We start from the raw sequence: 11,880 nt of genomic DNA, 5'->3' as shown, positions 1-11,880 counted from the left end.
TCGGGAACGTCGTCGTCAGGGTCGCGGTGGCGGGCGCGGGGGCCGCGTGTGCGGCAGCCGGGCCGGGCCGGGAGATCGCACTCACGTCGTCGTCCGGTCGCCCTTGGAGAACATGCCGAGCATTCGCCGCGTGACGGCGAAGCCGCCGAAGATGTTGATGCTCGCCAGCAGGATGGCGATCGCCGAGAGCACCTGCACGACCGGGACGTCACTCGTCACCTGCAGGATCGCACCGACGATGATGATGCCCGAGATCGCGTTCGTGACGCTCATGAGCGGCGTGTGCAGCGCGTGCGCGACCTTGCCGATGACGTAGAAGCCGACGACGATCGACAGCGCGAGCACCGTGAAGTGCTGCGGCAGCGGCGCCGGCGCGATCGCGTTGACGAGGAACAGCGCCGCGATGCCGACGCCGACGAGGGCGGCGCGGCCGCCCTTCGAGAGCGTGCGCTTCGGCTTCGGGCCTGCGGCGGATGCCGCGGCATCCGTCGCGCCCGCGCCCGCGGGAGCCGGGGCGGCCGACACCTGCACGGGCGGCGGCGGCCACGCCGTCTCGCCGTCGCGCACGACCGTCACCGCGCGCTGCACGACGTCGTCGAAGTCGATGACGAGCTCGCCGTCCTTGCCGGGCGTGAGGAGCTTGACGAGGTTCACGAGGTTCGTGCCGTAGAGCTGCGACGCCTGGGCGGGCAGGCGCGAGGCGAGGTCGGTGTAGCCCAGGATGATGACGCCGTTCGGCGTGACGGTCCGCTCCCCCGCGACCGAGCCCTCGACGTTGCCTCCCTGGCCCGCGGCCATGTCGACGATCACGCTGCCGGGCTTCATGCTCGCGACATCCGCCGCCGTGATGAGCCGCGGGGCCGCGCGGCCGGGGATGAGCGCGGTCGTGATGATGATGTCGACGTCCGCCGCCTGCTCCGAGTAGATCTCGGCCGCTCGCCGGTCGTAGGCCTCGCTGGTCGCCTTCGCGTACCCGTCGGTCGACTGCTCGACGGCGACCTCGACCTTCAGGTACTCGCCGCCGATCGACTTCACCTGGTCGGCGACCTCGGGACGCGGGTCGGTCGCGCGCACGATGGCGCCGAGGCTGGATGCTGCGCCGATGGCCGCGAGCCCGGCGACGCCGGCGCCGGCCACGAGCACCTTCGCGGGCGGCACCTTGCCCGCCGCGGTCACCTGGCCCGTGAAGAACCGGCCGAACTCGTGCGCCGCCTCGACCACCGCGCGATAGCCCGAGATGTTCGCCATCGAGCTCAGCACGTCCATCGACTGCGCGCGCGAGATGCGCGGCACGGCATCGAGCGCGATCGCCGTGACCCCCTGCGCCGAGAGCGCCTCGATGAGGTCGGGGCGCAGGGCCGGACTGAGCAGGCCGATGAGGGTCGTGCCGGGCGAGAGCGCTGCGATCTCGTCGGGCGTCGGCTGGTTCACCTTCAGGACGATGTCGCTCGCGAACGCCGCCTCGCGTGAGACGAGTCGCGCTCCGGCGGCGTCGTAGGCGTCGTCGGGGAACGACGAGCGGGCACCCGCCCCGGTCTCGACGACGACCTCGTAGCCGAGGCCGATCAACTGCTTCACGGTCGCCGGCGTGGCGGCGACCCGGGTCTCCGAGCCCTGCTCGGTGACGACGCCGATGCGCGTCATGCGTTCTCCCTCTCATCGCTCGACCGTCAGTCGATGCGATGCGGCACCTCGTGGACGGGTCCGTGCGAGCCCGTCGTCCGGTGGGGGCCGGAGCGGCGACGGTGCTGCACGCGATCACTTTAGGTCCACGGATGGCGGTGACTCCATGTTTCGCGCTCGATGACCGGGAAAGACCGGCCATTCTTTCGCGAATCGGAAAGCGCGGGTCGCGCCCGCGATGCTCGAGTCGCACGTGGTGACGAGCTCAGGCGAATTCCGCCCGGAACAGGTGCATGGGCCCGGGGACGCCCTTGAGTTCCGCCGGGCCGACATCGCGGAAGACGATCCCCTCCTCGTCGTCCGCGTCGGCGACCGCCTGGGTGACGAGTACCTCGCCCGGCCTGGCGTAGTCGGCGATGCGCGACGCGAGGTTCACGGTCTGGCCGAAGTAGTCGCCCTGCTGGTACAGCACCGGTCCGGTATGCAGTCCCACGTGCGCCGGCGGGAGTCCCGCCGTGGTCAGCTCGTCGACCATCTCCAGTCCGGCCCGGACGGCCGGACCGGGATCGCGGAAGTGGAACATGACGCCGTCACCGAGCCACTTGATGGGCTTGCCGCCGTGGCGCACCGAACCGCGCTGCACGAGCCGCGCGAGCGTGGCGGCCAGGTCGGCGGCCGCCTCGTCACCGCGCTCCTGGGTGAGCCGCGTGTAGCCCGTGATGTCGAAGAAGCAGATCGCGGGCGGGCGGTCGAGGTGGCTGTGGATCCCGGCCTTCGCCATGAGCACCTCGAAGCCCTCGATGATGTTCGAGGTCCACGCCCTCGCCTGCTGCGCGTGGTAGAGCCCGAGCATCGCCTGCTCGGCGAGCGGAGTGCTGCGGTCGGCGAACTCCGGGTTGGCGATGTCGTCGACCGAGCTGCCGGCGGCCATCGCCGGCTCCACGACCTCGGAGTTCCACCACGCCCCCTCGGCCTCGGCCATCCGCCGGGTGCTCTCGCCCTGCACGCGGAGCAGTCGCTCGATGGCGGCCGGCCGGAAGCCCTCGGCGATCTGCAGCTCGAGGAACGGCACGACGGCCATCTCGTCCTCGCGGACCAGGTCGTCGGGCGACGGCAGCGGCGACCCGATCGCCTCGCGGACCGTCGTGAGGAGGTCCAACGGCACCCCGGTGCGCTCGCTGACCTGCCGGAACGTCTCGCCGGAGAGCGGGGAGAAGCGCTCGTACGCCTCGGCGTCGAAGAACCCGAGCGAGAGCGCACCGTGCTCGATCGCGACGGCGAGGCGCTCGAGCGGGATGGCGGCCTCCTCGAGCGAACGCGCCATCAGCATGCGGCGCACGTCGCCCGCCGAGAATCGGTCGCGATCGGGCACCACGATGCCGAGCCGCACCAGGTGATCGACGTAGGTCACGTCGACCCCGGCGCGCTCGGCCGCTTCCGTGCGCGAGAACCCGCTCACGCCGGTCAGCCTACTCGCGTGTCCCGACCCGAGCGTGTTCGGATTCCGTGCGATGCGTTCTACTATCGACCGAGTGCCCGCGGCATCCGCTCGGGCCCGCAGCTGACGGAGGACCGCCGTGGACGCACCGAAGGCGGCCGCGCCGACGGGCTCGCAGACGCTGAGCCGCGGCATCCGCGTGCTCGAGGTGCTCGCCGACGCCGACCGGAACCTCACGATCGACGAGGTCGCGGCCGGGCTGGGGGTCCACCGATCCGTCGCGTACCGGCTCGTCCGCACCCTCGAGGAGCACCGGCTCGTGACCCGCGACGCCGGTGGCCGTCTCGCGCTCGGGACCGGCCTCGCGGCGCTCGCGGCCGGAGTCGCGCGCGACCTGCAGCAGGTCGCCCTGCCCGAGCTCACCGAGGTCGCGAACGAGCTCGGCATGACCTGCCTCATCGCCGTGCTCGCCGACGACGAGGAGGCGGTCACGCTGCTGAGCGCGGCGCCCCGCCAGACCATGACGGTCGTCTCCTACCGGCCGGGGCACCGGCATCCGATCACGCGCGGCGGGCCGGGCAAGGCGATCCTGCTCGCCATGCCCGAGAGCTCGTGGCCCGTCGATGTCTCCGACGAGCTGCGCGCCGAGATCGCCAAGAGCCGCGCCCGCGGCTACGCGCTGAGCCACGACGAGGTCGTGCCGTCCCTGCGGTCGGTCGCCGTGCCGCTCACGCTGCCGGGACAGCCGCCCGCGGCGATCGCGGTGATCCACGTGTCGATGCCGCGCCCCGAGGCCGAGATCGCCGCGCGGCTCACCGCTGCGGCGCGCGCGGTGTCGCGCAGCTACGGGGCCTGAGCGCGCCGCGAGCGGCAGTGGGTCGACTGCTCGCGGCCCGTGGTCAGCGGCTGACCAGGTCGCCTTCGACGCTCGTATCGGCCGCGGCATCCGCCGTCGTCCGCTGCGGCAGCAGGTGCTGCGCGAAGAACGCCGCGAGCTCGTCGGTGGCCGTCAGGGGCAGGATGTGGGCGACGTACTGGTCGGGACGCACCACGACGACGACGCCGTCGCGTGAGATGCCCCGCTCGTCGAAGATGTCGGTGGGGCACCACGTGCTCGGCCCGGCCGCGAACACCTTCTCCCAGTCCATGAGCGCGAACGGCCCGGTCCTCGGTCGGAACACCTCCGGCGCGGCCATGATGTCGACGTCCTCGTGCGGCTGCTGGTAGACCACCTTGACGTCGAAGACCGCGTCGACGTCGACCCCGTCCGGCGTGTACCGCGCCAGCGGGGCGTCGGGCGACGCCATCCACTCGGCCCAGTCCGAGAGGGCGGATGCCTCGCCGGCGGCGGGCGCGTCGGCGAACGCGTAGATCCGCCACCGCCCGTCGGCCCTCGCGTGGTGGCCGAGGTGCACGACGTTCCCGTCGCACACGAGCGACACCGGCGACGACTTGAAGCGCATGCCGATGGGGAACCCGGTCGCGAGCGCCTGGTGCTCGTTGTCGCCGGTGATCATCGACGGGCCGTAGTGCGTCATGAACCCCGACGGGAACTCGGCGGTGCCGAGGTAGTGCTTCGCCAGTTCCTGGGGGTCCGAGATCTCCTCCGGCTTGCGCGCCATGAGCGACGACCATTCGCGGTCGAAGTCGATCAGCTGCTGCGCCACCGGCTGCCGCTCCGACGAGTAGGTCGCGAGCAGGGAGGCGGGTGCCAGGCCGGTGACGACCGAGCCGAGCTTCCACCCGAGGTTGAAGCCGTCCTGCATCGAGACGTTCATGCCCTGCCCGGCCTTGGCGCTGTGCGTGTGGCACGCGTCGCCGGTGAGGAACACCCGCGGAGCGGCATCCGTGCCCTCGTCGCGGTCGTCGAAGTGGTCGGTGACCCGATGGCCGACCTCGTAGACGCTGGACCAGGCGACGTTGCGCACGTCGAGCGTGTACGGGTTCAGGATGTCGTTCGCCTTGGCGATGATCGTCTCGATCGGCGTCTTGCGCACCTCGTGGGTGTCGTCGGCCACCTCGCCGAGGTCGATGTACATGCGGCAGAGGTACCCGCCCTCGCGGGGGATGTGCAGGATGTTGCCCGCGGCGGAGTTGATCGCGCACTTCGTGCGCCAGTCGGGGAAGTCGGTGTTCACGACCACGTCCATGACGCCCCAGGCGTGAGCGGAGATGCCCCCGACGTGCTTGCGGCCGATCGCCTCGCGGACTCCGCTGCGGGCACCGTCGCTGCCCACGACGTACTTGGCGCGCACGGTGCGCTCCTCGCCCGCGCGCGCGCCGGCGGTGTAGCGCACGCGCACCTCGACGGGGTGCTCGCCGGCGGCCTCGGAGCCGACGTCGTGCACGGTGAGTCCGATGAACTCGACGCCGTAGTCGGGCACGATCCGCCCCGGCCCGTTCGCAGCGGCCTCGGCGAAGTAGTCGAGCACGCGCGCCTGGTTGACGATGAGGTGCGGGAACTCGCTGATCTTGAATCCGTAGTCCTCGGTGCGGGAGGTCCGGATGATCTTCGTCGGGTCGGCCGGGTCGGGGCCCCAGAAGTTCATGTAGCCGATGTTGTAGGCCTCGGCGATGATGCGTTCGGCGAACCCGAACGCCTGGAACGTCTCGACGCTGCGCGGCTGGATGCCGTCGGCCTGGCCGAGCACGAGTCGCCCGTCACGGCGTTCGATGACCCGGGTGACGACGTCGGGGTACTGCGAGAGCTGCGCGCCGAGCAGCATGCCGGCCGGGCCCGAGCCGACGACGAGCACGTCGACCTCGTCGGGCAAGTCCTCGGGGCGGTCGATGCCGACGCCGGCAGCCGGCTTCACCCGGGGATCGCCGGACACGTAGCCGTGGTGGTGGAACTGCACGTGGTGCTCCTCACGTCGTCGTGGTGCAAGTCGATGCGTTCGATAATCGAATGCGACTTTCTATTATCGCGCGGAGACATGGTAGGCCGGGATCCGGCGGGACACAAGCGCGCCGGTTCGGCACGGACTCTGGATGCCCCGAGGCCGGTGCGTTAGCGTCGCGTCATGTCGCTCGCCGAATCCTCCCGTCCGCGCCCTCGGGCCGCCGACGACGCGTTCTGGTCGGACGTCGACCGGCACCTCGTGCGCTACGGCGCGAGCTTCACGCCCGAGGTCATCGTGCGCGCCGAGGGCAGCTGGGTCGAGACCGAGGACGGCCGGCGCCTGCTCGGCTGAGCCCGACCGCGACGGGAGGATCGAGGTGACGGAGGGGACCGACGACGAGACGGACGTCGTCGTCGTCGGCGCCGGGCTCGCCGGGCTGCGGTGCGCCTGCCGGGTGGCGGCCTCCGGCCTCGCCGTGACCGTGCTCGAGGCGGCCGACGTCGTCGGCGGTCGGCAGAGGACCGACGAGGTCGACGGCTTCCGGCTCGACCGCGGCTTCCAGGTGCTCAACCCCGCCTACCCGGCGGTCCGACGATGGGTGGACGTCGACGCGCTCGACCTCCGGCGCTTCCCGGTCGGCATGCAGGTCCGGCGGGACGATCGGCTCGTGCGTCTGGCGCACCCGCTCCGGCACCCCGGCGCACTGCCCGCCACCCTGGGCAGCGGGCTGGTCCCGGCGCGCGACCTGGCCGCCATGGCACGCTGGCTCGCGCCCGTGATGCTCCGACCCCGCTCGGTCATCTCCGGCGCCGATCGCCCGCTCCGCGATGCCTGGGACCGTGCCGGGCTGCGCGGTCCGCTGCGCACGGAGGTGCTCGAACCGTTCCTCGCAGGCGTGCTCGCCGACGACCGCGGCGACACGTCGGACGCCTTCGTCCGCCTCCTGATGCGGATGTTCGCGCTCGGGGCGCCCGGCCTGCCCTCCGAGGGCATCGGCGCGCTGCCGGCCCAGCTCGCGGGCGCGGCGCGCGCAGCCGGCGTCGTGGTGCGCACGGGGGCGGTCGTCGAGCGGATCGGACCGCGCGGGTCGTCGGGCCGGGTGCACGTCGACCTCTCCGACGGGGGCCGCGTCGCGGCATCCGCGGTCGTCGTCGCGGTCGGCCCCGAGTCCGTCGCCGGCCTCCTCGACGTGCCGGCTCCCACGACCCGCGGCCTCCAGACCTGGTGGTTCGCGGCCGACGACCCGCCCACCGCCTCGGCGATGCTCGCCGTCGACGGCCGCCGACGCGGACCGGTCGTCAACGCCGTGGTGCTCTCGCACACCGTGCCGCGCTCCGCGCCGTCGGGGCAGCACCTCGTCGAGGCCACCGCCCTCCTCCCGCCCGCAGCGCGCTCCGACCCGGCCGCTGCACCGCAGGAGGCCGAGGTGCGACGTCAGCTCTCCGAGGTCTGGTCGACGGATGCCGCCCGCTGGCGCCTGCTCCGTCGCGACGACCTGCACGACGCCCTGCCGGCGCAGCTTCCGCCGTTGCGGACGCGCCGACCGGCGCGAGTGGCGGAGGGCCGCTACGTCGCCGGCGACCACCGCGACACCGCGTCGATCCAGGGCGCGCTCGTGTCGGGCGATCGGGTGGGCCGCGCCGTCGTGCACGACCTCGGTCTCGCGACATCTGGAGACGGCGTCGCCTGAGGCACGCGCGGGCTTGAACGGGACGGCGGCGGCGGCGACGGGCACGGTCCTCCGTACCCGTCGGCGCCGCCGCCGGAGCAGTTCACTCGTCACATGGGCATGAGCACGCCGTCGATCAGGTAGACGGTCGCGTTCGCCGTGTGGACGCCGCCGCAGATCACCTCGGCGTCGTTCACCATGAGCTCGTCGCCCGAGCCGCTGACCTCGACGGTGCCGCCCTGGACGGTCGTCAACGTGCCCACCACCTCGTCGGGCGAGAGCTGCCCCGGCACGACGTGGTAGGTGAGGATCGAGGTGAGGGTCTCCGAGTCGGTCTTCAGCGACTCGATCGTGGCCGCGTCGATCGCGGCGAACGCGTCGTCGACCGGCGCGAACACCGTGAACTCGTCGCCGTTCAGCGTGTCGACGAGGTCGACGTCGGGGTTCAGCCCGCCGGAGACCGCCGCGACGAGGGTGGTCAGCATGGGGTTGTTCGATGCCGCGACCGCGACGGGGTCCTCCGACATCCCGGCCACGGACCCGGGACCGTCCGGGACCGCCTCGGCGTAGGCGGCGCAGCCCGGCCCCACCAGGTCGGCGGCCGGGTCCGCCTCCATCGACTCGGATTCCTCGCTCATCGTCGGCTCGTCGGACATCTGGTCGGACGCCTCGTCGGTGCTGCCGCTGCTGCAGGCGGTCAGGCCCAGCGCGAGGACGGCCGTGATCGAGAGTGCCGTCCCGGCGGAACGGATGCTGCGGATGGATCGCATGGATCTCCCCTTTCGGTTCGTCGGCCCCGGCGGGCCGTCATGTGGGGTTCGGCGCCGTCGCCGCGACGGTTTGCATCGGAGCACCGCGATCGTCCGCCGGCTCTGGTCGCGTGGCGGGATCGCGCGTACGGTCGATCGCATGGGGAAGCTCATCGAGAACCTGGCGGAATCGGTGCCTGCGTGGGGTGCGCGCGTGGCCTATGCCGAGAAGACGACGATCGACGGGCAGGAGGCCGTGCCCGTCGCCTTCGTCGTCTTCGGCTTCGGAGCCGGTGAAGGCTCGGGCGACATGCCGGAGGGCGGCACGTCGCTCGCGGGACACGGCGAGGGCAGCGGGGGAGGCGGCGGCGGCTTCGCCGTGCCGATCGGCGCGTACATCAACGGGCCCGACGGCCTTCGGTTCCGGCCGAACACGATCGCCCTCGCGGTGGCGGCCGTGCCGCTCGTCTCGGCGATCGGAGGCGCGCTGGCGCTGATCGTCGGCGCGGCGCGCTTCCGCGGCCTCCGCTGACCCGCACCGGCCGGCCGCCCCGCGAGCGGCGGCCGGGCGGAAGGCGGTCGCGGCCGGCCAGGCTGAGGATGGCGCGGTCGATGGCCGCGACGCCGTCGTCCGCCCAGTGGCTCGTCCGCGGCGGACGGTCGCGTGGACCCCAGCGAGAACACGGTGACCTACGCGGCGGCGCACTGAATGCGAGGATCTCTGCCCCTTCCCCGATGATGATAGCATCACTATCACCATGATGTATCTCGAAGTCGATAAAGCGGGCCCGGTCGACCTGCACGAGCAGGTTGCCGGCGAGATCCGGCGCGCGATCGCCGACGGCGAGGCGCGGCCCGGGGATCGGCTTCCGCCCGCCAAGGACCTCGCCGCCGTCCTCGACGTCAACGTCAACACCGTCCTGCGCGCGCTCCGGACCCTGCGGGACGAGGGCCTGCTCGAGTTCCGCAGGGGTCGCGGCATCTCGGTGGCCGCGTCGCCCGAGCGAGGCGAGGTCGTGCGCCGCTCGCGCGAGCTCGTCGAGTACGCGCGCCGCCACGGCTACCGGCTCGACGAGCTCGTCGAGATCATCCGCAACATCGACTGACGGACCGGCGCCGCAGTTCGGTGAGCCTGCCCTGATTCCTGCCCGTGCGGGCAACGCCGGTGTCGTCGCTCCGTCTATGTTGCACTCATGGAGCGCGTTCGCCACCCCTCCGTAGGTGTGCGGGTCGAGCGGCGTACCGGTCCGCCGTCGCCGCTGGCTCCGACGAGTCCGAAGCCGCCTGGAGGGACGGTCGGAGTCCTGCAGTTGCAGTCATCCGCCGGCAATGCCGCAGTTAGTCAGGCGATCACGGCGCAACGCCAGCACCACCCCGGAGCCGCTCCGCCGGCATCCACGACGGCGACTCGAGGTGGAGCGACCGCCTCGCGGGTCGAGCCAGTGTTGTCCTCCCCTGACCCTGCCGTGAACGGCCGAGGGGTGGGCGAGGTCGGCCAGGACCTTCGAGCGCGAGTCGGACGCTACAGATCGCGACTCGACTCCTTCAAGCGCATGAGCGAGGACTCCAAGCTCCAAGAAACGGAGTGGTACGGCGGTCTCGACCTGGCAGGCCGATTCATCGACCTCTTCAACAGCGCCCCACGGACCGATCCCACCCGTTGGGACACGATTCCGGGTCAGTGGGAGGACGTGCGAGCCGACTTCGATCGCGTCCTCCGCCTCCCGATCTCCTCGGGTACCATTCGCGACGCAGGGACCCGCAGTCACGAGAGCCTCGAGCACTTCGACCGCGTGTATCAGCTGGATCAACGCACGCGCGAGGAGTTCGCCCGATACCTCCAGGGATTCAGTCACTCGGCCGAAGGCGTGTACACCGTTGCCGTCGTCGTTCGTGATGTCTCCTTCGCCGCCGCCGTCGCCGTCGCGGTGGTGCTCGCGGCGCCCGCCGTCGCAGCATCCGCCGGCGCCGTGGCAGCGGGTGTCGGTCTAACGGGCACCGCAGCCACGGTCGCCACGTACGGCGGCACCGCTCTCACGATGGGTGCGATGGGATCGGCGATCGAAGGTGGCGGTCAGGCCCTGCCAGCGCTCGTCGTCGAGAGCGTGGGTCTCCTGAACGACCTGATCGTCGAGGGCCGTACCTGGCGAGATGCGGCGGCCGGCTTCGACTGGTCGGTGGTCGAGAACAACACGTGGGAAGGGATAAAGCGCGGGTTCGTCGACGGCGTCCTGGCGTACGCGGCGCTCGGATTCGACAAAATCCTCGCGAAAGGCACGAGTGTCGCATTGACCAGAGTCCTAGGCCAGGAGGGGGCTAGCACCCTTGCGCAGGTCCTTCGCACCTCGTTGAACCGAGCCATCACCGGGGGGGCGTCGGGCTCCGTCATCGGAGCGCTCGACGCTGGCATCAAGGCAGCGCTCGAGGGCAAGACCATGGTCGAGGTGCAGGCCGCGATGCTCCAGGGCTTCGAGTTGGGAGGACTGGCCGGCACGGTCCTCGGCGGAGCCGGCGGCGCGTTCGAAGGACGAACCAAGGCGCGCCTTGCTGCGGAGATATCCGAACTGCAGTCGATCCTCGTCTCAGAGCCCGACGAATTCGCCCGCCGCTATCGCACCCTGGTCGAGGGCCTGACGCCGGAACAGCGAGCTGCCTGGGACACCGAGATGCGGGGCCGACGATTCATCGATCGTCAGCACTACGAACCGGCAGCGGCCGCGCATGAGTCCGGGGCATCCTCGATGCCGCCCGCCCATCGATACGGTGCGCCGAACTATCGCAACTGGAGCGAGGCTGCGGCGATGCTTGACGCGCACGCTCGGACAGGGCGGCCACTCTCGCAAGCCGAGGTCGAGGCCGCGCACGGAGCCGCAGCCCGGAACCTCCCCGGTGAGGCCGGTCAAGCACGCAGGGCGGGACAGGACGTCTGGGCCGGAGGAAGTCTGGGGCCGAACGGTATTTTCACCGTCCTCTCAGCCGAACAGGTCGCGGTCCTCGAGCGGAATCCGCATCTTCGCCTCGAGTTGCGAGGAATGCTGAACGCCTCCCTCACACCTGAGCAGATCGCGCAGCGGTTCGAGACCGCACACATCAGGTACCCGGAAGGCGCGTCGGTTCAGGCGAAGCTCGACGAGTTCTTCAGCTGGTTCGCACGAGAACGATCGTCAGGCGATCCGACCACCTTCGCGGCGGCAGCACAACGCGAGCTCATCTCGATCCACCCATTCGTCGACGGCAACGGGCGCGTCACCCGCCTCGTCATGGACCATGCGCTCCAACACCGCGGCCTGCCCCCCTCGCTCCTCGAGAATCCCGGGCTCGACTACATGGTGTCCGAGGCCGCGTGGACTGCCGAAGTGCGTCGCGGAGTCGTCGAGGCATACCGCACGACCCTGCGCCATGTGGACCTTTTCAACCTCGCACTCCGAGATGGGCAGCCCGCGAGAGCAGCAGTTCTCTGGGGATCGATCCTCGGGCTCACTCGAGATCCGGACCTCCTCATCAGCTGGCTCTACAGAGGAGAGCCCGTGAGCCGATGAATCCAACGGAGCACGACTC

Annotated in this window: 10 protein-coding genes; 6 read left to right on the top strand and 4 right to left on the bottom strand. The window is 71.3% G+C overall.

Going from position 1 to position 11,880, the window contains the following annotated elements; genetic code table 11:
- Nucleotides 1-81 precede the first annotated feature (81 nt).
- Both ACSJD1_RS00735 and ACSJD1_RS00730 read right to left on the bottom strand, forming a co-directional pair.
- Complete coding sequence (locus tag ACSJD1_RS00735; protein ID WP_438853406.1) at nt 82-1,644, bottom strand: Re/Si-specific NAD(P)(+) transhydrogenase subunit alpha; 1,563 nt, start codon at nt 1,642-1,644, stop codon at nt 82-84.
- A 244-nt stretch (nt 1,645-1,888) separates the two neighbouring features.
- Complete coding sequence (locus tag ACSJD1_RS00730; protein WP_438853405.1) at nt 1,889-3,082, bottom strand: adenylate/guanylate cyclase domain-containing protein; 1,194 nt, start codon at nt 3,080-3,082, stop codon at nt 1,889-1,891.
- Nucleotides 3,083-3,200: 118 nt separating this feature from the next.
- On the opposite strand from ACSJD1_RS00730, the gene ACSJD1_RS00725 reads away from it, so the two are divergent.
- Complete coding sequence (locus ACSJD1_RS00725) at nt 3,201-3,917, top strand: IclR family transcriptional regulator (protein ID WP_438853404.1); 717 nt, start codon at nt 3,201-3,203, stop codon at nt 3,915-3,917.
- A gap of 43 nt (nt 3,918-3,960) precedes the next feature.
- On the opposite strand, the gene ACSJD1_RS00720 is transcribed toward ACSJD1_RS00725, so the two are convergent.
- A complete protein-coding gene (locus ACSJD1_RS00720) occupies nt 3,961-5,919 on the bottom strand; it encodes an FAD-dependent monooxygenase (RefSeq protein WP_438853403.1) in 1,959 nt (652 codons plus the stop codon).
- 165 nt (nt 5,920-6,084) lie between these two features.
- Between ACSJD1_RS00720 and ACSJD1_RS00715 the strand changes: the two genes are divergently transcribed.
- The gene (locus ACSJD1_RS00715) at nt 6,085-6,255 is read left to right on the top strand and encodes a hypothetical protein (RefSeq protein ID WP_438853402.1); all 171 of its coding nucleotides are present in this window, start codon (nt 6,085-6,087) and stop codon (nt 6,253-6,255) included.
- Nucleotides 6,256-6,280: 25 nt separating this feature from the next.
- Nucleotides 6,281-7,594 carry an FAD-dependent oxidoreductase gene (locus ACSJD1_RS00710; protein ID WP_438853401.1) on the top strand — a complete coding sequence of 438 codons (1,314 nt, stop codon included), beginning with the start codon at nt 6,281-6,283 and terminating at the stop codon, nt 7,592-7,594.
- 89 nt (nt 7,595-7,683) lie between these two features.
- Here the strand turns inward: ACSJD1_RS00710 and ACSJD1_RS00705 are convergent, their stop codons facing one another.
- Nucleotides 7,684-8,343 (bottom strand): fasciclin domain-containing protein, encoded by a 660-nt coding sequence (locus ACSJD1_RS00705; protein WP_438853400.1) that lies wholly within the window; start codon nt 8,341-8,343, stop codon nt 7,684-7,686.
- Nucleotides 8,344-8,482: 139 nt separating this feature from the next.
- Here ACSJD1_RS00705 and ACSJD1_RS00700 point away from each other — a divergent pair, with 139 nt between their 5' ends.
- From ACSJD1_RS00700 to ACSJD1_RS00690, 3 genes are all read left to right on the top strand, one after another.
- On the top strand, nt 8,483-8,854 hold the full coding sequence (locus ACSJD1_RS00700) for a hypothetical protein (RefSeq protein ID WP_438853399.1): 372 nt from the start codon (nt 8,483-8,485) through the stop codon (nt 8,852-8,854).
- 226 nt (nt 8,855-9,080) lie between these two features.
- Entirely contained in the window at nt 9,081-9,428 is a 348-nt protein-coding gene (locus ACSJD1_RS00695) for a GntR family transcriptional regulator (protein WP_438853398.1), read from the top strand.
- A gap of 447 nt (nt 9,429-9,875) precedes the next feature.
- On the top strand, nt 9,876-11,861 hold the full coding sequence (locus tag ACSJD1_RS00690; RefSeq protein ID WP_438853397.1) for a Fic family protein: 1,986 nt from the start codon (nt 9,876-9,878) through the stop codon (nt 11,859-11,861).
- Nucleotides 11,862-11,880 lie beyond the last annotated feature (19 nt).

Source organism: Agromyces excoecariae (assembly GCF_051715505.1).
GTDB lineage: Bacteria > Actinomycetota > Actinomycetes > Actinomycetales > Microbacteriaceae > Agromyces.
This window is presented reverse-complemented; position numbering and strand designations above follow the sequence as displayed.

Excerpts from the sequence above, each read along its gene's own strand:
- ACSJD1_RS00735 (WP_438853406.1), bottom strand. The coding sequence starts at position 1,644 with ATGACGCGCATCGGCGTCGTCACCGAGCAGGGCTCGGAGACCCGGGTC.
- ACSJD1_RS00715 (WP_438853402.1), top strand. The coding sequence starts at position 6,085 with ATGTCGCTCGCCGAATCCTCCCGTCCGCGCCCTCGGGCCGCCGACGAC.
- ACSJD1_RS00705 (WP_438853400.1), bottom strand. The coding sequence starts at position 8,343 with ATGCGATCCATCCGCAGCATCCGTTCCGCCGGGACGGCACTCTCGATC.
- ACSJD1_RS00700 (WP_438853399.1), top strand. The coding sequence starts at position 8,483 with ATGGGGAAGCTCATCGAGAACCTGGCGGAATCGGTGCCTGCGTGGGGT.
- ACSJD1_RS00695 (WP_438853398.1), top strand. The coding sequence starts at position 9,081 with ATGATGTATCTCGAAGTCGATAAAGCGGGCCCGGTCGACCTGCACGAG.
- ACSJD1_RS00690 (WP_438853397.1), top strand. The coding sequence starts at position 9,876 with ATGAGCGAGGACTCCAAGCTCCAAGAAACGGAGTGGTACGGCGGTCTC.